This window comes from Nocardia sp. CA-290969 (assembly GCF_050936135.1).
GTDB lineage: Bacteria > Actinomycetota > Actinomycetes > Mycobacteriales > Mycobacteriaceae > Nocardia.
Map to the genome: position 1 here is coordinate 6,870,141 of NZ_JBNJNJ010000001.1, position 19,861 is coordinate 6,890,001.

The 19,861-nt window shown below is 67.1% G+C and carries 21 protein-coding genes; 10 read left to right on the forward strand and 11 right to left on the reverse strand.

All coding sequences use genetic code 11. From position 1 onward, the window contains the following. Positions 1 to 11 precede the first annotated feature (11 nt). Together ACQEVO_RS31360 and ACQEVO_RS31365 are read right to left on the reverse strand one after the other, a co-directional pair. The gene (locus ACQEVO_RS31360) at positions 12 to 1,472 is read right to left on the reverse strand and encodes a dihydroorotase (protein ID WP_432920030.1); all 1,461 of its coding nucleotides are present in this window, start codon (positions 1,470 to 1,472) and stop codon (positions 12 to 14) included. A gap of 57 nt (positions 1,473 to 1,529) precedes the next feature. Next, positions 1,530 to 2,897, reverse strand: coding sequence for an FAD-dependent oxidoreductase (locus tag ACQEVO_RS31365; RefSeq protein ID WP_432920031.1), 1,368 nt, complete (start codon positions 2,895 to 2,897; stop codon positions 1,530 to 1,532). Between the two features lie 314 nt (positions 2,898 to 3,211). On the opposite strand from ACQEVO_RS31365, the gene ACQEVO_RS31370 reads away from it, so the two are divergent. The 4 genes from ACQEVO_RS31370 (at position 3,212) to ACQEVO_RS31385 (ending at position 7,211) form a co-directional block, all read left to right on the forward strand. Continuing rightward, positions 3,212 to 3,994 carry an IclR family transcriptional regulator gene (locus ACQEVO_RS31370; protein ID WP_432920032.1) on the forward strand — a complete coding sequence of 261 codons (783 nt, stop codon included), beginning with the start codon at positions 3,212 to 3,214 and terminating at the stop codon, positions 3,992 to 3,994. After that, positions 3,991 to 4,830, forward strand: a complete 840-nt coding sequence (locus tag ACQEVO_RS31375; RefSeq protein WP_432920033.1) for an HpcH/HpaI aldolase/citrate lyase family protein — start codon at positions 3,991 to 3,993, stop codon at positions 4,828 to 4,830. Before ACQEVO_RS31370 ends, ACQEVO_RS31375 begins: the two co-directional genes overlap by 4 nt. Then, positions 4,827 to 5,660: a cyclase family protein gene (locus ACQEVO_RS31380; RefSeq protein WP_432920034.1), complete on the forward strand. Its 834-nt coding sequence runs from the start codon at positions 4,827 to 4,829 to the stop codon at positions 5,658 to 5,660. Before ACQEVO_RS31375 ends, ACQEVO_RS31380 begins: the two co-directional genes overlap by 4 nt. A gap of 114 nt (positions 5,661 to 5,774) precedes the next feature. Continuing rightward, positions 5,775 to 7,211, forward strand: coding sequence for an MmgE/PrpD family protein (locus ACQEVO_RS31385; protein ID WP_432920035.1), 1,437 nt, complete (start codon positions 5,775 to 5,777; stop codon positions 7,209 to 7,211). A 63-nt stretch (positions 7,212 to 7,274) separates the two neighbouring features. Here ACQEVO_RS31385 and ACQEVO_RS31390 read toward each other — a convergent pair whose 3' ends face one another. After that, the gene (locus ACQEVO_RS31390; RefSeq protein WP_432920036.1) at positions 7,275 to 8,015 is read right to left on the reverse strand and encodes an SDR family oxidoreductase; all 741 of its coding nucleotides are present in this window, start codon (positions 8,013 to 8,015) and stop codon (positions 7,275 to 7,277) included. A gap of 93 nt (positions 8,016 to 8,108) precedes the next feature. Here ACQEVO_RS31390 and ACQEVO_RS31395 point away from each other — a divergent pair, with 93 nt between their 5' ends. Further along, positions 8,109 to 8,687, forward strand: coding sequence for a TetR/AcrR family transcriptional regulator (locus ACQEVO_RS31395; RefSeq protein WP_432920037.1), 579 nt, complete (start codon positions 8,109 to 8,111; stop codon positions 8,685 to 8,687). 118 nt (positions 8,688 to 8,805) lie between these two features. Here ACQEVO_RS31395 and ACQEVO_RS31400 read toward each other — a convergent pair whose 3' ends face one another. The 5 genes from ACQEVO_RS31400 to ACQEVO_RS31420 all read right to left on the reverse strand — a co-directional run bounded on the left by ACQEVO_RS31400 (position 8,806) and on the right by ACQEVO_RS31420 (position 13,121). Further along, entirely contained in the window at positions 8,806 to 10,335 is a 1,530-nt protein-coding gene (locus ACQEVO_RS31400) for an ATP-binding protein (protein ID WP_432920038.1), read from the reverse strand. 308 nt (positions 10,336 to 10,643) lie between these two features. Further along, positions 10,644 to 11,471, reverse strand: a complete 828-nt coding sequence (locus tag ACQEVO_RS31405; protein ID WP_432920039.1) for an alpha/beta fold hydrolase — start codon at positions 11,469 to 11,471, stop codon at positions 10,644 to 10,646. Between the two features lie 178 nt (positions 11,472 to 11,649). After that, on the reverse strand, positions 11,650 to 11,973 hold the full coding sequence (locus tag ACQEVO_RS31410; RefSeq protein ID WP_432920040.1) for a DUF4288 domain-containing protein: 324 nt from the start codon (positions 11,971 to 11,973) through the stop codon (positions 11,650 to 11,652). Between the two features lie 42 nt (positions 11,974 to 12,015). Then, on the reverse strand, positions 12,016 to 12,222 hold the full coding sequence (locus tag ACQEVO_RS31415) for a DUF397 domain-containing protein (protein WP_432923209.1): 207 nt from the start codon (positions 12,220 to 12,222) through the stop codon (positions 12,016 to 12,018). Between the two features lie 2 nt (positions 12,223 to 12,224). Then, positions 12,225 to 13,121, reverse strand: a complete 897-nt coding sequence (locus ACQEVO_RS31420) for a helix-turn-helix domain-containing protein (RefSeq protein ID WP_432920041.1) — start codon at positions 13,119 to 13,121, stop codon at positions 12,225 to 12,227. Positions 13,122 to 13,485: 364 nt separating this feature from the next. On the opposite strand from ACQEVO_RS31420, the gene ACQEVO_RS31425 reads away from it, so the two are divergent. From ACQEVO_RS31425 to ACQEVO_RS31435, 3 genes are all read left to right on the forward strand, one after another. Then, complete coding sequence (locus ACQEVO_RS31425) at positions 13,486 to 13,845, forward strand: hypothetical protein (protein WP_432920042.1); 360 nt, start codon at positions 13,486 to 13,488, stop codon at positions 13,843 to 13,845. Next, positions 13,842 to 14,210 carry a hypothetical protein gene (locus ACQEVO_RS31430; RefSeq protein WP_432920043.1) on the forward strand — a complete coding sequence of 123 codons (369 nt, stop codon included), beginning with the start codon at positions 13,842 to 13,844 and terminating at the stop codon, positions 14,208 to 14,210. The genes ACQEVO_RS31425 and ACQEVO_RS31430 overlap by 4 nt, the downstream gene beginning before the upstream one ends. A gap of 126 nt (positions 14,211 to 14,336) precedes the next feature. Next, on the forward strand, positions 14,337 to 15,131 hold the full coding sequence (locus ACQEVO_RS31435) for an LLM class F420-dependent oxidoreductase (protein ID WP_432920044.1): 795 nt from the start codon (positions 14,337 to 14,339) through the stop codon (positions 15,129 to 15,131). Between the two features lie 135 nt (positions 15,132 to 15,266). On the opposite strand, the gene ACQEVO_RS31440 is transcribed toward ACQEVO_RS31435, so the two are convergent. Next, positions 15,267 to 15,932 (reverse strand): ammonium transporter, encoded by a 666-nt coding sequence (locus ACQEVO_RS31440; protein WP_432920045.1) that lies wholly within the window; start codon positions 15,930 to 15,932, stop codon positions 15,267 to 15,269. A 482-nt stretch (positions 15,933 to 16,414) separates the two neighbouring features. Here ACQEVO_RS31440 and ACQEVO_RS31445 point away from each other — a divergent pair, with 482 nt between their 5' ends. After that, positions 16,415 to 16,711, forward strand: a complete 297-nt coding sequence (locus tag ACQEVO_RS31445) for a hypothetical protein (protein ID WP_432920046.1) — start codon at positions 16,415 to 16,417, stop codon at positions 16,709 to 16,711. Positions 16,712 to 16,923: 212 nt separating this feature from the next. Here ACQEVO_RS31445 and ACQEVO_RS31450 read toward each other — a convergent pair whose 3' ends face one another. After that, a complete protein-coding gene (locus ACQEVO_RS31450; RefSeq protein WP_432920047.1) occupies positions 16,924 to 17,622 on the reverse strand; it encodes an SDR family oxidoreductase in 699 nt (232 codons plus the stop codon). Between the two features lie 365 nt (positions 17,623 to 17,987). On the opposite strand from ACQEVO_RS31450, the gene ggh reads away from it, so the two are divergent. After that, positions 17,988 to 19,328, forward strand: a complete 1,341-nt coding sequence (gene ggh, locus ACQEVO_RS31455) for a glucosylglycerate hydrolase (RefSeq protein ID WP_432920048.1) — start codon at positions 17,988 to 17,990, stop codon at positions 19,326 to 19,328. A 3-nt stretch (positions 19,329 to 19,331) separates the two neighbouring features. Here ggh and ACQEVO_RS31460 read toward each other — a convergent pair whose 3' ends face one another. Next, positions 19,332 to 19,754, reverse strand: coding sequence for an SdpI family protein (locus ACQEVO_RS31460; RefSeq protein ID WP_432920049.1), 423 nt, complete (start codon positions 19,752 to 19,754; stop codon positions 19,332 to 19,334). Positions 19,755 to 19,861: the final 107 nt, after the last annotated feature.

The following is a 19,861-nucleotide window of genomic DNA, read 5'->3' on the forward strand; positions in this document are numbered from 1 at the left end:
CAGTGCGCCCCTCAGTACGGCCGGGAGATGTAGCGGCCGGTCGGCTCACCGGTGACCACACCGTCGGCCAGCACCCGGTTACCGCGCACGAAGGTGTCGGTGACGGCCGCGCCGAGTTCGAAACCTTCGAACGGCGTGTATTCCTGGGTGGATTCGGAATCGGCGGCGCGCACGGTCCAGGTGCGGTCGGGGTCGACGATGGCGATATCGGCGTCGACCCCCTCGGCGAGCCGGCCCTTACCGGGCAGGCCGTAGCGGTCGGCCGGGTTCGAGGCGGTGAGCTGGGCGATGCGGCGCAGCGACAGGCCACGTTTACGGCCTTCGGTGATCAGGCCGGGCAGCAGGTATTCGGTGCCGCCGAAACCGGACTTGGCGGCGAACACATCGTCGCGGTCCTCGCCGAATTTCACCTCGTCCTTGCAGCAGGCGTGATCGGAGACGACCCAGTCGATGTTCCCGGCGAGCAGGTGCTCCCACAGCGCCTCGACGTCCTCGCGCGGGCGGATCGGCGGATTCACCTTGGCGCCCAGCCCGTTCGCGTTGTCGATATCGGTGAGCAGATGCCCGATGGTGACCTCGCGGCGGAAGTTCACATGCGGGAACGCCTCGGCCATCTTCATGGCGGCCTTCAGCGCCTTGGCCGAGCTCAGGTGCAGCAGGTTGATATTCGGCAGACCCGTTTCGTCGGCGAGGAAGGACGCGATGGTCACCGCCAGGCCCTCGGAATGCTGCGGGCGGGAGGCGCTGTAGGCGGCGAGCCCGGTGAGCTTGCCCTCTTCTTCGACGAGCTTGGTGTAGGCGCTCATGATCTCGGCGGTTTCACAGTGCAGCGACAGCGAGATGTGCGGGGCGAGTTCGGGGAACTGCTCGCGGGCCTTCTGCACACCGCGCATAACGAACTCGAAATGCGCGATGTCGTAGCGCTCGTCCTCGGGGATCATCAGGAAATCGCTCTGCGAGGCGGAGCGTCCGTGCAGGCCGTGGCTGCCGTAGAACATGAAGATCTTGAACGAGGTGACGCCCTGATCCGCGGCCAGTTCGGGAATTTCACCGATGTGCTGCTTGGACATCGGCGCCAGGTGGAAGGCGTAGTCGATATAGCTGCGGCCGGCGGAGGCGTCCAGGACCTCGGGGAAGAAGTCGGCGTAGGCGCCGCCCTTGTTCAAGTAGTACTGGCCGGTGCGCATATAGGTGAGCGCCGTGGTCACGCCGCCCTGCGCGCTGGCGCGGGATTCGGTCTGCGTGTCCTCGGCCAGCGGGTTGTAGATACCCCAGTGCTGGTGTGCGTCGACGACGCCGGGGAAGACCAGTTTCCCTGTGGCGTCCACGATCTCGGCGCCCTCGGCGGTCAGATCGGGTCCGATGGCCGCGATCTTGCCGTCGACGATGAGGATATCGGCGGTCTCGCCCTCGGCGGGGGCCGAATCCTCGGTGCGTACGACGGTGCCGTTCTTGATCAGGTAGGTGGTCATATCTTCTCCTGGCGAATATCTGGATATGTCTTCAGTTGTCACGCGGCTGCGCTGGTGTCAGGCAGCGACCGCGCTGGTCACGTGCTCGGCGGCGAGGAAGGCCAGGCCGAGAGCGGTGATCAGGCCGTTGCCCGCGAGGTAACCGCCGGCGCCGTGGCCGGAGATACCGATGGCGGCGCCGCCGGAGGCGTACAGGCCGGGAATGGGTGCTCCACCGGCAAGTACCCGGGCGTGTTCGTCGACCACGAGACCGCCCTGGGTGTGGAACAGGGCGGGGGTGATGGCGATCGCGATGTAGGGCGCGGTCAGCGGATGGCGGGTATCGGTGCGACCCTGCCGGTCGGGTTCTGCCCCGGTCGCGGCGCGGTGAGCGGCGGCGAGTTCGTCCTCGAGCGCCGCCGCGGGGACCCCGATACTTTCCGCCAGTCCGGCCGCGGTGGCGGCCCGGACCAGTGAGCCGCTTTCGGCGACGGTGCGGAAATCGTCGAAGACCGAGCACAGCTCTTCGATGTGTTCGTCGATGACGATCCAGCCCGCCCCGCCTGGCCGGCCGGCGAGGATGGCGGCGAATTCGGAGTAGCCGGTGGTTTCCGGCGCGAAGCGGCGGCCGGTGCTGTCGACGATGACCCCGCCGTGCACGACGGTGGCCCAGCCGATGAGCGTCTGGCTGCGCGACGACAGGGCGGCGTGGCCCTGGTAGGCGTCGAGGAAACCGCTGTCGGCGCCCAGTTCGCGGCCGATACGCAACGCGTCCCCGCGGCTGTACCGGCCGCCGTGGTAGTGGGCGTCGGCGATTTCCGGCATATGGCGGCGGACCAGGTCGCGATCGGCGCCGAATCCGTTGGTCGCCAGCAGCACGGCCGGTGTGGTGAGGTGTTCGCTGTTGCCGTCGGGGGTGGCGATCTCGACCCCGGTGACCCGGCCGTCCGCGGTGTGCACGTTACGCAGGCTCATCGGGGCGATGAGCTCGATCCGGGGATGCGCCTGTGCGCGCTGCACGAGGTGGCGCAGCAGGCGCGACCCGTGCCGCCCGGGGATGCTGTGGCAGCGGTCGGCGGTATGGCCGGGGTAGCGGAAATCGGTGACCAGTTCGAGTTCGAGTTCCTGGTTGTCGGCCAGCCAGGTCACCAGCGCAGCGCTCGATCCGGCCAGTGCCCGCGCGACCCGGTGGTCGGCGGTACCTGCGGTTTTGCGGGCGATATCGTCGAGGAAACGTTCCGGGCTGTCCTGCACGCCCGCGGCGTGCTGCCAGCGGGTTCCGGCGGCCGGGATCATCGCGGTGCACATCGAGGTGTTGTTGCCGCGCTGGAAGTGCTCGTCGGCGTCGATCACCAGGACGTTCGCGCCGAGTTCGGCGGCGCGCAGCGCGGCGACCAGCCCGCCGCCCGCGCCGGCGACGACGAGATCGAAATCCGGACCGTCCACGCTTCCTCCTATCATGTTCCGGCTAGCGGAACGCCAGAATGTGGTCCCCTGCACTATGCACGTTCGTCAATCACTACACAAGTGCCTGTTGAAACGATTAACCCGGAGGAAACGGCGAAACGGTTGGCGGAACCCGTCTGGACAATCGTTTCGCTAAGCGGTACAACTTGTTCAGGCTTTGGCTGTACGTCGCCCGGCGCGGCCCGGTGAAGACGACAGCGGAGCAAGGTGGCCAGGACAGGTAGCGCGGTGTGCGTACCCAGGCTTTGCTGATGTCCGTGGACAAACGGATCGACCCAGAGAACGGAGCCAGGATGGAGCCCTCGAGTGGCGGCACCACCGCCGCCGCGCGGGCAGCGGAGGTGCTGCTCGAGTTCGGCCGCCGGTCGAGCGCGCTCGGCGTTTCCGAGATCGCCCGCTCGACCGGTATCTCCAAGGCCGTCGCACACCGCATCCTGACGACGTTCGTGGAATGCGGACTGCTGCTCTACGAGCCCGAAACGCGCCGCTACCTGCTGGGACCGGCCGCCGCGACCCTCGGCGCGCGAGCCCTGGACGTCTCCCCGCTGCGCCGGATGGCCCGCGACGCGCTGGTGGAGCTGCAACGCGCCACCGGCGAGACGGCGACCGTGACCGGCCGCCTGCCGGGCGGGCGGGTGTACCTCGACCAGGTCGAGAGCACGCAGGAGATCAAGATGACGGTGGAACTCGGCCGTCGCTTCGAACTACACAGCGGCTCGTCGGGTCGCATCATCCTCGCCCACCTCTCCGAGGAAGAGCAGGAGGATCTGCTGTCCCGGCCGCTGCCGCGGCTCACCTCCGGAACCATCGTCGACCCCGGCGCCCTGCGCGAAGCCTTGCGGGAAGCTCGCGAACGCGGGGTGTGCCGGTCGACCGGGGAACGGCAGGAGGGCGCCGGTTCCATCGCGGCACCGGTGTTCGGCGCCGACGGCGCGGTGATCGGATCTGTCTCCGTGTGCGGGCCGAGCTACCGGATGACCGAGGAAGCCTGCGCGCGGCACGAAAACGCGCTTCGCGAAGCAGCCCAGCGGGTTTCGCGCGCCCTCGGCTACCGGCCGGCGGTGGCGGCGAAATGACCCCGCGCAGCTGGCTCTACGTTCCCGGGCATCGCGCCGACCGCATCGGCAAGGCGATCGACAGCGCCGCCGACGCCGTGGTCATCGACCTCGAGGACGCGGTACCGGTGGGCGCGAAAGACCGGGCCCTGGGCAATGCACTCGACGCCGTGCGTGCCGCCCCGCCGGATCGCGACATCTGGTTGCGGCTCAACGCAATCGGGTCACCGTGGCTCGAATACGAACTGGCCGCGCTGGCCACCGGGCCCGCACCCGCCGGGGTCCGGCTGCCGAAATCCGATGATCCCGGATCGGTGGCGGCGACGGCGGAACGTATCGACTGCCCGGTGCACGCCATCATCGAATCCGCCGCGGGTCTGCTCGCGGCGCCGCAGATCGCCCGCTGTCACCCACGGGTCACCGGGATCGCGCTGGGGGAGGCGGATCTCGCCGCCGATATGCGCGCCGAACCGGAGGGATTGGCGTGGGCGCGTGGCTGGATCGTCACCGCTGCCCGCGCCGCCGGACTGTCGTCGCCGGTCCAGAGCGTGTGGACGGCTGTGGATGATTCGGCGGGGCTGGCCGAAACGTCGCGGGCCGGTCGCGCCCAGGGGTTCTTCGGCCGTTCCGTGATCCACCCCAGCCAGATCGACATCGTCAATTCGGCCTATACGCCGACGGCGGAGGAACAGGACCGGGCACGCCGCATCGTCGACCGTGCCGCCGAATCCATGGCGGCAGGCGAATCCGCGGTGCTCGACGACAACGGCCGGTTCATCGACCCCGCCGTGGTCGCGAACGCCCGCGTGGTCCTCGACCGAGCACAGGCCACAGCAGCACGAGGAGTGAGAGCATGACCGGACAGACCGTTACCGCCGACCCGCTGTTGAGCGCGGTGGTGGGCAGCGAACTCGACGTCGTCGAGCTGGGCCATCCCTATACGACGGGTATGCCGTGTTCGCCCAACCATCCCGGCTTCCGGATGACCCTGATCCGCCGGCACGGCGATATGGTCCGTCCCGACGGCGGTTCGGCCTCCAACGAGATCATCGTGACCGGTGGTCACGTGGGCACCCACGTGGATGCTCTCTCGCACGTCAGCCACTGCGGCAAACTGCACGGCGATATCGACGCCGAGGAAGCGCAGCGCGGCGGGCGCCACGCGAAGCACGGCGCCGAGAACATCCCGTTCATGCTGCGCCGCGGACTGCTGCTCGACATCCCGCGCGTGCGCGGTGTCGAGGCGCTGGAAGCCGGTCAGGCCGTCACCGAACAGGACCTGCGCGATGCCGCCGACGCGGCCGGCGTGACCCCACGCCGCGGCGATGTGGTCCTCATCCGTACCGGCTGGGCCCGCCATTTCGACGACGCGCAGCGTTACCTCGGCCAGCAGGACGGCGTTCCGGGTGCCGAAGTGGGCGCCGCGCAGTGGCTCGCGGACGCGGGCATCGTGGCGGCGGGCGCGGATACCACCGCGTTCGAACACATTCCGGCGGGTAAGGGTCACAGTGTGCTTCCGGTCCACCGGATCCTGCTGGTGGAAAACGGAATCCACATCATCGAACACCTGAACCTGGAAGCCGCGAGCGCCCGCGGACTCACCGAGTTCACCTTCGTCATGGCGCCGCTGCGGATCACCGGCGGCACCGGATCGCCCGTCCGCCCGGTCGCGGTAGTCCCGGCATGAGCGAGTCAGGGCCGGGGCGGTAGCGGACGTAACCGCGGAGAGCCCTCGCTCATGCCCCATGAGCACAGCATCAGCGCGTCGGGCAGCGAAACGGAAACCACGGAGGACCATGTAATGCCTGATCAGAACGGCACGAACACCCGCCACGACCTGGAGAACACCGTCGTCGGCCGCCTGGCGGCGCTGGCCGATCGGACCCGCACCGACGGACTCCCCGGCGACCTCCGCAAAGACGTCGCCCGCCGCGTGCTCGACGTACTCGGTAACTCTCTCGCGGCACACGACCAGCCCTCGGCCCGCGCGGTCACCGCGGTCGCCCGCGACTGGGCCGGCGCCCCCCGCGCCACCGGTATCGGCACCGGGGAACAGTTCCCCGCCGCCACCGCCGCCCTGATCAACGGCACCCTCGCCCATTCGATGGACTCCGACGACACCCACCTGCCGTCGGTACTGCACCCCTCGGCGTCCGTGGTCCCGGCCGCCCTCGCGGTCGGTGAAGCGACCGGCGCTACCGGCGCCGCCGTACTCGACGCCGCGGGCGTGGGTATCGAAATCGCCGTCCGCCTGGGCATGGGCGGTTACGACGAAGAACTCGGCAATTCGGAATTCTTCGAACGCGGCCAGCACGCCACCTCCATCTGTGGCGCGGTCGGCTCGGCCGCCGCCGCGGCCATGCTGTACGGCCTCGACGCCGAAGGTATCGCCGACGCCATGGGTATCGCCGCCAGCTTCGGCGCCGGCCTGCTGGAAGCCAACCGCACCGGCGGCACCGTCAAACGCGCGCATTGCGGCTGGGCCGCCCATTCCGGTGTCACCGCAGCGGAATTCGCGCGGCACGGTCTCACCGGCCCGCCCACGGTGATCGAGGGCCGCTTCGGTTTCCTGCACGCCTTCTGCGGCGACCGTGCCGACACCGCGAAAGTCCTCGACCGCCTCGGCGACCACTGGGAACTTCCCGGCATCTTCTTCAAGCCCTACCCCTGCAACCACTTCACCCACGCCGGCATCGACGCCGCCCGCATCCTCCGCCACGACATCGACCCCGCCGATATCGTCGAAATCCAGCTCGGCGTCCCGAAACCGGTGCTCCGCACCATCGCCGAACCCCCCGCCGCCAAGGCCGCCCCCGAATCCGGCTACCACGCGGCGTTCTCGGGTCCGTACACGGTGGCCCGGGCGCTGCTCGGCGGTTCGGGACTCGGTGTGGGCCACGCCGATTTCACCGACGAGGCGGCGAAGGACCCACGCACACTCGAACTCGCCCGCCTGGTCACCGCGCACAGCGACGACCGCTGCGACGAGATCTACCCGCACCAGTTCCCCGCGGTCCTGCGCGTCCGCACCCGCGACGGCGCCTGGCACCAGGCCCGCGTCGACCACAATCGCGGCGGCCCGGCCAACCCGCTCTCCGACGCCGAACTCACGTGCAAGTTCGACCTCAACGTAGAAGAACGATTGACTCCGGACGCCGCCCGCACAGTCGCCGCACACGCACTCGCCCTCCCCACAGCCGAATCACTCGACCCCCTGATGGCAGCCGTCCGCGGCTGATATTCGCTGGCGGTTGCGGCACCGCGTTACCCGGTAACAAGGCGATGCTGTGCCCGGCTGCGCTTATCCCTGGAGGGTTGGGCGGATGACGATGTCGCCGATCTCGACGTCGCGGGGTTGCTCGATGGCGAACGCGATTGCTCTGGCAACGGCCTCCGGCTCGATGGCGAAGTCATGCATGTTGCGCCGGATCTGGTCCCGGACCTCATCGTTGTCGATGGAGTCCGCGAGCTCTGTCCGTACGACACCGGGAGATATCGAGGTGGTACGCAAGACCCCGTCGGTCGATTCCTGGCGTAAGGCCTCCAGGAGCGTACGTACCGCATTCTTGGTACCTGCATAGACCGCCTGATTCGGAACGATCTTCAAACCGGAAGTGGAGACCGTCGTGACCAGATGGCCTTCCCCCTGTCTCCGGAACACTGGAAGCGCAGCGGCTATCCCGTGCAGAACTCCGCGAAGATTGACATCGATCATCGCCGACCACCCGGCGACATCTCCTTCGGCCACCGGTCCGATCTTGCTGATACCCGCATTGCCGACCAGCACATCGAGCCTGCCGAATTCTTGTACCGCGCGGTCGACCAGGCGAACGAGATCCGAGCTTTCGGTTACGTCCGTCTGGCAGATGACGGCACGCCCACCTCGTTCTCGGATTCGAACCGCCAGATCCTCGAGACGGTCGGTCCGCCGCGCCCCGAGGACGACGGCTGCGCCGCGCTCGGCCAGCAAGAGTGCCGTCGCCGCACCTATCCCGCTACTGGCCCCCGTAATGGCTACGACCTTGTGGTTTATTCCTGACATCTCGACCCTTCGACTATAGTGGACACGTGTCCGCTTAAGCTTTCATATTAGTGGACATGTGTCCGCTTAGCCATCTGTCGGGACGAGGAACCGTTGACCCCACCCAGCCGGCGCGCCGATGCGGCCGAAAATCGTGCCCGCATCCTCGTTGCCGCGCGTAGTGCCCTAGCGAGCTCGGAGGAGTTCAAGCTCAACGCCATCGCAAAACAGGCGGGCGTAGGGCAAGGAACCCTGTACCGGCACTTTCCGACCCGTGAAGATCTGCTTGCCGCGGTCTATCGACGTGACGTCGAAGAGTTGGTGACCGCGGCCTCGGTACTACTGGCGGAGAATGAGCCCGTCACGGCGCTGGCCCTCTGGTTCGACCGCGTCGCCGACTACGCCCGGATCAAACGATGGGTTTTCACCGCCCTGGAAGTGGGGGTCTGGCAGGACCTTTCGGCGCACAGCCGCGGGCCCATCGGCGATGCCGTCACCGTCCTGCTCGATGCGGGCAAGGCCGACGGCACGATTCGCACCGACGTGGACGCCCGAGATGTCATTCTCTTGATCGGCTATCTAACCCGACTCGACGACTCCGAGTGGAGCACGCGCGCTCGGCACCTGCTCACCGTCGTGCTCGACGGTTTGCGTCGAGTCGACGGCGACGTCGGTCGGCTCCCGCTTCGATGATCCCCGTCCGCAGCGATCACCGCAGGCCGAACCCGCGAATCAGCCTCGGCCCACCGCGGCTACGCCATATCCGTTGTTTTTCGGCAGTTACTACTGGAACCCCGACCTGGCGCCGAGATCAGGCGCGGAGGAGGATTATGGTGCGGCCTGCGGGGGAGGTGATTTCGCTGAACGCGGTGCGCTCGGTGATCGGGAGCGCTTTCTTGCGGCGGTCGAATATCACCAGCACGCCGGTGGGGAGGTCCAGGCGGTCGAGGTAGCCGTCCAGTTGGTCGAGACCCTGTTCCAGGGGGTCCTTCTGTTTGTCCGCCCAGACTTTGAGTTCGAGGGCTTCGCGTTGTTCGGCGCGGTGGCCGGTCTCGTCGGTGTAGGGCTGCCGGACGAGCAGGTCGATACGGCCGCGGCCGACGCCGTATTCGCGGTCGATGTACCCGCCGCCGTTGACGATGCGGTGCAGGAACGCCATGAGGACGAGTTGGGGGGCGACCTCGTGGTAGCGCTGGTCGCCGGCGAGTACTTCGCCGTTCACTTTCCAGAAGGCGGCGAATTCGGTGAGCAGGCGATCGAAGTCGAGGCGGCCGTCGGGCAGCCGGAACTGGGCTGGGCCGGAAACGATGACGCCTTCGATGCCGGACCCCAGGACACGGAGGATGACCTCGTTGTATATGGGATTGGCGATACGGATCGGGTTGTTGGGCGCGATGAGACCGAGGTCGGCGGCGTAGGCGCGAGCGTCGGTGAACGTGGGGTCGGTGTCGGGCGTGGTGCCGGCGATCAGCGGTTCGATGATCTTCTGGATGCGGGGTTCGGTGAGTTTGTCGACCAGGGAGTCCAGGTGGGTGGCACGGGCGACGATCAGCCGTTCTTTGGCCTGGTCGATATGGTCGTCGGTGATGGTGGATTCGATCCGCATCTCGTCGATCACTTCTGCGGCGAGGGCGTTGACGAGCCAAGGCTGGCCCTGGGTGTAGTGGAACGCCAGGTCCAGGGCGCGGGGACTGAACTCTTGACCCGTGGCGGCGGTGTGCTGCCCGTACAGCGCATCGACTTCGTCGCGGGTGAAATCACCCATCCGGACGGATTTGACTTTGATATTGAATGGACTGGCGCTGCCGAGCCGGGAGGGATCGCCGCCGGATGCGGCTTTGTAGTCGCGGACATCGCGCAGACCGCACAGGGCGATCGAGTGCACGAATCCGGGACGGTTGGTGGTATAGCCGTCGCGCAGCTGCCGGAGTGTATTGATCAGGGCATCGTCGCGCAGGGAGTCGATTTCGTCGAAGAAGAGGACCAGCGGGCGTGGGCATTGCGCGACCCAGGCGGACAGGCCGACCGACAGTGCGGTACCGGGCGGAGCGTCGGGCCATGGGGTGGGCGGCATCAGTTCGGGTGGGAGGTGGGCGGCCAGCCCGGCGGCGTGGATCCGGCCGAGGAGGGCTTGTTCGGTGGCGCCGATATCGTGGGCGAAGGAACTCGCGGCTTCGCAGGAGAAATGCAGGGCGAGGTAGTTTCCTTCGGCGGTGAGCTGGCGCGCCAGGTTTGCCAGGCTGGTGGTCTTTCCGGTTTGCCGGGGGGCGTGCAGCACGAAGTATTGGCCGCGTTCGACCATGCGGTGGGCATCGGGCAGGCGTTCGACTGCGGGCAGCATGTAGTGCATCTGTGGGTAACACGGCCCAGCGGTGTTGAAATACTTCACGACCCTCCCCAGCCTTGTCTCCGGCCGCCCCGCGCGACCATGCTCTCGGCAGCCTACGGTAGTGGGGTCGGCGCCTCGGTCGAGAAATCGCGATAAACCAGATCCGGCAGCCTGCGCCGACCACCTGCCGGCACTGCCGGCAGCCACCCGCCCGAGCCCACCGCCGATTCGCTCGGCGCAATGTCGGCGGCCGTCCGCAGCGGTTCCTGATCCGCGAAGAACCGCGTTACCCGAGTGCCGGGCAACACGACCCTCGGGGCTCAGCGGTCGAGGAATTCCAGCAGGTCGGTGTTGAAGCGTTCCTTGTCGCCGGGAACCAGGGCGATACCGTGCGAACCGCCCTCGTATACCTTCAGTGTCGCGTCGGCGATGATTTCCGCTGATTTGCGTCCGGTGGCGTCGATGGGCACGACCTGGTCGTCGTCGCCGTGCACGATCAGTGTGGGTATATCGAATTTCCGGAGGTCTTCGGTGAAATCCGTATACGCGAACGCGTCGACGCATTTCACGCCGGCTTCGATGCTCTCGTGCATCGCCATGAACCAGAACGCATCACGATTGCCCTGGGTGGCTTTGGTGCCCGGACGGTTCGCGCTGAAGAATCCCTCGGATGTGTCTTTCCAGAATTGAGAACGCTCACCGAGGATCCCGGATTTGATCTCCTCGAAAACCTTTTCCGGAACCCCCTCCGGGTTACTTTCGGTTTTGATCATCAATGGGGGGATCGCCGAGAGCAGCACCGCCGATTGGATCCGGCCGGTACCGTGCCGGCCGATATAGCGGGCGAGTTCGCCGCCGCCCATACTGTGCGCCACCAGCGTCACATCGTACAGATCGAGGCTGGTCAGCAAGTCGTCTAGGTCGTCGGCGAAGGTGTCGAAATCGTAGCCTTTCCACGGCTGATCCGACCGCCCGTGACCGCGCCGATCGTGGGCGATACCGCGGTAACCGTGATCGGCAACGCATTTCATCTGATCTTCCCAGGCGTCCGCATTCAGCGGCCAGCCATGGATGAAGACGACGGGGCGGCCACTTCCCCAATCCTTGTAAAAGATGTTCACATTGTCGCGAGTCGAGCACACAGGCATGAGCGAACTCCTCCTTCTGTGCGTATTCGCCGACCCCGCCGAAGGCCGTGACAACGAGACGCGCCCGAAATGCTACCGCCGGAACTCGGCCGGAAACCGGCTGTACCCATCCGTTACGAAACCCATGCAGGAATGTCGCCGGGACGTCCGTGGCCGGCCATTGCGTCGTCGTAACTGCTCACCCGTCGAGCAGCGTCTCCCACTTCGCGTAGGCCTCGAAGTCACGGAAGTGGCGGGAATACAGGTCACCGCCCTCGGACAGGTCGTCGGTCAACGCTGCCACGACGTCGATCACCGCGGTAGGAGTGACGGTGATGTTGTCGCCCGCCTCGTTCTTGTAGGTCCCCGCGTCGCTTCGGAAATTCGCTTCTGCGAGTTCACGCGCTTCCTCCTCGGACTCCGCGTAGAGGAGCGTCACGTCTTCTCTGTACAGAGGTACATGGTCCGGAGCGTCGGAGGTGAACTCGAACAGTGTGATCGCGATGTACGGTCTCCGGGCCACGAACGCACTCCTCGCTTGCCTTCTCGAACCAATGGAAGGTCTTTATCGGGCCGGCGACGTGAAGCGGCCTTGCCGGATCGCGGCTGCGAAGGAAGCCCATTCTCCATGGGTGAAGGCGAGTGCGGGGCCACCGACGTCCTTCGAATCCCGGACACCGACTTGTCCGTCGTTCAGCCACGCCACCTCGACACAGTCGGTTTGGCCGCCGCTGTGACTGCTCTTGAACCAGTTCGCGCCGGATAGATCCATCGTCACGCCCCATACTCTCTTGCAGCTCGCCTGAGCAGTTCCCGCGAGCGCACCTCATCGTGCGCTGTGCTTCTGATCTCCGAAGCAAGCTCATCGTAGCGTCGTACATCCGCCTCGGACTCGAGATAGAGGTCGGGCTTTCCATGCCCCTCGAAGTAGACAAGTGGTGGTTCTACGACTCTCCCTTTGGAATCCGTGCCGAAATCGAGAATCACAAATGGACCGTGGAACAACCCACTGGCATATCCTGCGGTGAACGGCTGGATGCGGATACTGATATTCGGGCGCTTGCCGATCTCCGCCAGATGCGCGAGCTGCCTGGCCATTACCTTCGGACCGCCGACTATTCGGCGCAGTGCCGACTCGTGCAGCAGCAGCTCGAGGCGCACCGGATCGGCTTTGCGGGTGACGATCGACTGCCGCTTCATCCGCAGTTCCACGCGCCGCTCGATGTCCTCGGTGCTGTCTTCTCGGTAGAAGGCGCTGATCAGAGCTCGTGCATAGTCGGGTGTCTGGAGGAGACCGAGCACAATCTCCTGGTACGAGATCAGTTGCCGCGCCGATGCCGACAACTCCACGTACATATTGAACGTCGGGTCGCTGTAGAGCCCGGCGAACGCCGTGTACCACGACGTCACCTTCGCCTGTTCCGCGAGGTCCAGCGCTCGCGCAGTCTCTTCCGGCGATACCTCGTACAGCTCGCACAATGCCCGCACATCCACCGTGCGCACCTTCTTCGTCCGTGCGGATTCGATGCGCTGTAGCGCCGCCTGGCTCAGTTCCACCAAGGCGGCGGCCTTGGCGAGCGTGAGCCCGATGGCTTCCCGGTGCTCGCGCAGGAACCGGCCCAGCTGCCGCCGCGGGAGGGTCGACGGTTCGGCGCCGTCGTCACTGGTCATAGCTGTTCTCCGTTCGGAAAAACGAATGAAATGGCACCCCGAAATCGAATCAGCCGCCGACAGGGTTCGAATCCCGCTCTGGCACAGCGCAGCAGTCTCGTTCGAGCCGGTCGATTCGGCTGTGACCAGCGTATCTCTCGTGTTCTCCTAGGTCAGGCGTTCGGGCGATCCCGAGGTTCGGGCCGCCGAAGGCGCCACATCGTTTGTGTTCCAGTGCTTTCCGTTGCGGAATCGGCCGTTCCGCCACGGAATGCGATTGCGCTTCCGCGCCGTTCCGCACTGCCGATTGCATCCTGCTGTGGGCCTGTGCCGGGCGGATCGGACGCCGCCAACGTTTCCTTCATCGACCGATTCCGGAGTACCGATGCCGTATCCCTCCGCGCCGCCGCCCGGCTACATACCGACCGCGATCGGATTCGTGCGCGTCGACCTGTCCGTCGAGCACGCCGACCGATATGCCCGCGAAATCCAGCGCCACGCCCGGGACTCCGGGTACCGCTACCTCTACACCGTGCGCCCACCGGCCGATGATCCCGACCCGCTCACCTACGTCCGCGCACTCGCCACCGAACTTTCGGCCGCGGTGATCATCGCGTTCGATCTCGGCCAGGTCGACAATCAACCCACCCGGATCTGCGATCTCGGCTACCGGCTGGAAACCGTGTGCCCACCCATGGTGTGGACACCCAGCACACCCCTCGGCTCCGGCGAGGTCCCGGTATGACCCTGTGGAACATCCTGTCCACGACCGTTGCCACCTTGGCGGTCTGCGGTGTCGCGGTACTCGCGCTCGGCTGTATCTGGCCCGCCGACCCTCCGCTGTATCCCCGCACCCACACCTACCGGGTGCCGACTCCCACCGCATGGACCTGTGGCCTACCCGGCACCCCGCTGAGCCTCGACGAGGCCCACAACGCCCTGCACCACCACCGCCACCACGACTGCCCCCGCAAACATGTCGCCCACGCGACCCTCGTCGCCTACGACCGCATCCCACCCGGCCCGGTGCCCCGGCGGTACGGCCGAGCCGAGTGTCCGTACCCACGGGGTGGGTGGATCATTTCCGCGGCAGGGGCCCACGATCGCTAGCCGTGGCGTGAGCTGTCCGTTCCGGCCGGCGCTGTTCTCGGCCGGGTCGTGTACGCGAGGAGGCGGCGTGGGGAACGCAGTAGCCTCGGGTGCGGGAGATCAACCCGACTACGAGGAGTCATGCAGATGAGCCGACCGGTTCGGATCGGAATTCAGCTCCAGCCCCAGCACGCCCCCGATTACGGACTCATTCGCGACGCGGTGTTGCGGGCCGAGGACGCGGGCGTGGATATCGTGTTCAACTGGGATCATTTCTATCCGCTCTACGGCGACCCCGACGGCGCCCACTTCGAATGCTGGACCATGCTCGGGGCGTTCGCCGAGCAGACCGAACGAGTCGAGATCGGGGCGCTGGTCACCGGGGGTGGCTACCGGAACCCCGATCTGCTCGCCGATATGGCCCGGACCGTCGATCACATCAGTGGTGGCCGGCTCATCCTGGGAATCGGATCGGGGTGGTTCGAGCGGGATTACGACGAATACGGGTACGAGTTCGGTACCGCGGGCAGCCGGCTGGACCTGCTGAAGGAGTACATGCCGCGGATCACCGCCCGGCTGGGGAAGCTGAATCCGCAGCCGGTGCGCGAGATCCCGATCCTGATCGGTGGTGGCGGCGAGAAGAAGACGCTGCGGCTGGTCGCCGAATACGCGCATATCTGGCACAGCTTCGGTGAACTCGATGTGTTCACGCGCAAGAGCGGAATCCTCGAAGAGCACTGTGCGCGGGTGGGTACGGAACCGTCGAAGATCGAACGGTCGGTGGCCTGGCCCGGGACCGAAGCGGCGCCGGCGTACCACGCCGCGGGGGCGACGCTGTTCACGGTGGGAATCAACGGGCCCGACTACGACCTGTCCCAGGTGCGGGAAGCGCTGGCCTGGCGGGATCAGATCAATCCGGAATCGGTCGCGGGTATCGCCTGAGTCGCTGCCGGATGAGGCCGTTGCCCGAATCCGGCAGTACCCGATCATGCGTCTCGGGCCCCGCCGCCATGGCGGGGCCCGAGACGTTAGGAAGGAGAGGGGCTCGGCTGGTCGGCCGGCCCGGTGTGCGAGGTGTCAGTTCCCCGCGCCGACTGTCTTTTTCGGCGCCCACTGGGTGGTGCCCGGGGCCGCGGTGAGCGTGTTGACCAAGTCCACCGCCGCGATCACGAGAGCCGGGCCGCCGACGACGATCGTGCCGATGATGCCACCGATCGTCGCGCCGGTGATCACGCTGGCGATTACAGTCGGACCGCCGATGATGCCGGCGAGCCCGACGAATGCGCCGATGGCGGTGCCGACGAAACCGCCGATGGCGGTGGCGAGCCCGAACTGGGACGCGAAATTATTCTGTGCCGCAAGGTTTTCCTGCGGCGATGCCACGAACTCGGTCGCGGGCGGTGCTGCCGTGGGACGCGCCTTCGCGGGGTCCTTGACCGCGGTGAGCTCCAACACCCGGCCGTCGTCGCGGATCGCGTGCGGCAGCGGGTATTCGGTGGTCCCCTCGCGTACCGCGAGCGGCAGGGTGACCACGGTGGCGCCGGATTCGTCGACGATATCGACGGTTTCGCCGTCGACCTCGAACTTGCCGTGCGTCAGGGTCGTCACCACGTTCTTGCCGACGAGTTCGGTGCGGTAACCGATATCGGGGGTGGGGGTGGGGTTTGCGTGGGCGGCCGCCGAGCCGAAGGTCGCGGTGGCAAGCAGCGGCACGACGGCCGCGGCAATCTTGCGGATCCTCATGGGGTCACATGTCCGATCTGATCACGATGTCGCCAAGGGTGGTTTACAGCTGGGACGAGCACGCTGTCCGAGTTCCGCCGGACCCGAATCGCCTGTGTCCCGGCGGTTTCGAACATTTGAGACATTACGCTGCGGAGGGTGCGAGAGCCTAGGAATTTTCGGGAAATTCCTAGAATCAAGTTTAGATCTCGGATGATTCGGTAACTCAGGCAGGTTATCTCCGACCCCGCCGCGGGTGCCTACAAGTTTGCTATCGGCGTGCCCCGGACGGTGAAACGCTGTGTGCCGCGGCGGCCGGGCCGCACCTTCGCCGCCCTGTTGCTGCAGGATCGGGCGCTTCTGATGCGAACTGCACGGCGGGGTCGGGGCGCACTGTAACTCTCGAGATCGGTGAATGTCCAGCTATCTGCAGTGATGCGCACTTGATAATGTAACTGTGTGCGTAGTTCCAGCTGACCGATTCGAGGAAAGAAGGAACACCGATGCAAACGGCACACGCTCAGCACACCGAACACCAGCATGTCCACGGCCCGGATTGCGGGCACGTCGCCGTGCCGCACGGTGATCATGTGGATTACGTCCACGACGGGCATCTGCACCGTGAGCACGCCGGGCACTACGACGAATGCGAACCCCGGGATCACCACGAACACGGGTCACACGAGCACGTGCACGGCGAGGGCTGCGGACATGTCGCAGTACCCCACGGCGACCACGTCGACTACATCCACGACGGCCACCGCCACGCCCCACACGACGGGCACTACGACGAACACTGAATCGGCCGGCCGCAAGCAACCTCCGCCGGCTCTCGGCTGAGCCGCCGGAGGTTGCCGGTGCCGAGCATGTCCGGCGCGTGCATCGGCTGGTGTGAGCAGCCGGTGCGGCCGCCCGGCTCGGCGCGAATACCGTCGCGGGATTCGCGCAGTCGTCGTACTGCGAACCAGGGGACGGCCCACAGAGCCGGCCCGCGGTAAGTCCTGCGCCGGGTTCAGCGGGGGCGCAGCACGATCTCCGTGGGATGGCCGTCGGGCGGCGTATCGATGGCCGTGCGGACAGCACGGGCAACCGTTTCCGGGCGGAGGAATTCCGCGGGGTCGTAGGACCGGCCCTCCCCGGCGACGATCGCACGCTGCATATCGGTATCGATGCGACCCGGATGGATCGAGGTCACCCGTATCGAGCGTTCCTCCAGCCGGAGGGCGTCACCGAACGCGCGCAAACCGAACTTGCTCGCGGCGTACGAGGCCCAGCCGGCGTTCGCCCGGAGGCCGGCACCGGAATTGATCAGCACCACGTGCCCCCCGGCGGCGCGCAGAGCCGGCAGGAGCAGGCGAGTGAGTTCCACCACCGCGATCAGATTGGCCTCCAGGGTGTCGCGCCACTGGCGCACCGAGGATTCGGCGATCGTGCCCAGGTCGGCGACGCCGGCATTGTGGACCAGAACATCCAGCCGGTCGATCGGGCGCACCGCCTCGGCCACCGCGCTGTAGTCTGTGAGTTCCACCGGCCAGCCGGTCGCGCCGGGGAGTTCGGAGAGAATCTTCTCCAGTCCGGCCGTTGTGCGCCCGCCCACCAACAGCGTGTGATCGGGGGCGAGTTCGCGGGCGATCGCCGCACCGAGCCCGCGCCCACCCCCCGTGATCAACGCCACCGGCCGCGCGTCGCCCGGCAAGTCAGCTCCCTGCACAGCACCGTCTCCTCACTCGGTCGTCGCGCGCATGGGCGCGGATCGGGGGTCTCCCCGACTGTATTCCGCAGGTCGCCCCGGCGCCTTCGCCGGAGCCGCTGTTTCGTCGCCATCGGTGGTGGCCGGGAAAACGGCGGCGAAGCCGGCGACCCGCGCGCTCGGGCCGACGGAGCGAAACACCTGCCGGGGCGTATGGCCGACGCGTCGCGACGCCGGGCCGGTGCCGTGACGCGGCTCGGCGATCGGCGCATTCAACACAGGCGCAATCCGATGCTCATTCCCGTGAAACGGTAGCTGGGTAGATATTGCGATCACCCCTCCACCGAACCGGGCGTGCGGCCCGGCCGAACAAGCAAGATGTAGAGATGGCACATCCCGGTTTCACCCCCACGCAGCTCGCGGCGCGCGCGGCGTATCTGCTGCGCGGCAACGATTTGGGAACCATGACCAGCGCCGCCCCGCGGCTCTACCCGCATATGTGGAGCTGGGACGCCGCGTTCGTGGCGGTGGGGCTGGCACCGTTGAGTGTGGAACGCGCGGTGGTCGAACTCGACACCCTGCTCTCGGCGCAGTGGAAGAACGGGATGATCCCGCACATCGTGTTCGCCAACGGCGTGGACGGCTATTTTCCCGGCCCGGCCCGCTGGGAGTGCCGGCTGCTGGCGGCGCAGGCGCCCGACGGCCCGGATACCTCCGGGATCACCCAGCCGCCGGTGCACGCCATCGCGGTGCAGCGCATCCTGGACCATTCCCGCCGGCACGGCCGCAGTACCCGGGCGGTGGCCGAGGAGTTCCTGAACCGGCGCTGGGCCGACCTGGTGCGCTGGCATCGCTGGCTCGCGCACGCCCGCGACCCGTTGGGCAGCGGCCGGATCACGCTCTATCACGGCTGGGAATCGGGGATGGACAATTCGCCGCGGTGGGACCGCGCCTACGAGAACGTCCTGCCCGGTCCGGACCTGCCCGCCTACCGGCGCGAGGACGTGCTCATCATCGACGACCCCACCCAGCGCCCCACCGACCGCGAATACGACCGCTACCTGTGGCTGGTGGAGCAGATGCGGCGTGCCCGCTACGACGACACCGAACTGAGCACCGTGATGAACTTCGCGGTGGAGGACGTGTTCGTCACCGCGATCTTCGCGCTGGCCTGCGAAGTGCTGGGGCAGATCGGTGAGGAGTATCACCAGCCGAAGGCCGATACCCGGGAGCTGTTCGGCTGGGCCGACCGGTTCCGCGCCGGGGTGATCGCCACCACCGACGCCCGCACCGGCGCCGCCCGCGACTACGACACCCGGTTGCGGCGCTGGATCACCACCGAAACCCTGGCCATGTTCGCGCCGCTCATCTGCGGCGGGTTGCCTCGGGCCACCGAACGCAGCCTGCTGCGGATCTTCGAAGGGCCGCGGTTCTGCGGCCATCCGGACCTGCGGTACGCGCTGCCGCCCTCCACCTCACCGGTATCGAAGGATTTCCGCCCCCGCGAATACTGGCGCGGCCCGGTATGGCCGGTGATGAGCTGGCTGTTCTCCTGGGTTTTCGCGCACCGCGGCTGGGCCGAGCGGTCGTTCATGCTGCGTGCCGAAGCATTGCGGCAGGCCAGCGACGGCAGCTTCGCGGAGTACTACGAACCGTTCACCGGGGAGCCGCTGGGCAGTATGCAGCAGTCGTGGACGGCGGCCTCGGTACTGGACTGGCTGGGCTGACGATCAGGCCGGCTGCGATGCGGCGGCGGGTTCGCAGGTGCTCTTCAGCGAACAACCCCCGCAGGACCCACCGCAACCGCCGGTCTCCGGCGGCGGGGCGATGGCCTCGGCGGCGCGGGCCCCGGCGTTTGCGCCCGCACCGAGGGTGAACAGGGCGATCACCAGTACGCCCGCGGTCACCAGGAGGCCGGTGAGCGTGCCGGCGGCCAGCACCACCAGCCCGCCCGCGGCGAGCAGGGCCCCGGAAACAAGGGAGGTGGGAGCCGCGATCCGGTTCGCGGTGCGGAACGCGGTCTCGTCGCGCAGCGCCGCCTCGGTGTGCACCCCGATGTACCGGTTGCCGGGCAGCCGGCCGAGGAGCCCGAGCACGCCCGTCGTCAGGGCAACGAGAGCCAGGACGAACAGCAGAATCGCGACGACAAACACCAGGTGAGAATACCGCAGTGAAATTCGCGTGCTCCTTTTTGGGCTTGTCAGGGGGCACGACTTAGGCTGTTCGACGACGGATTTCTCCCCATCAGCAGCTAGAGAAG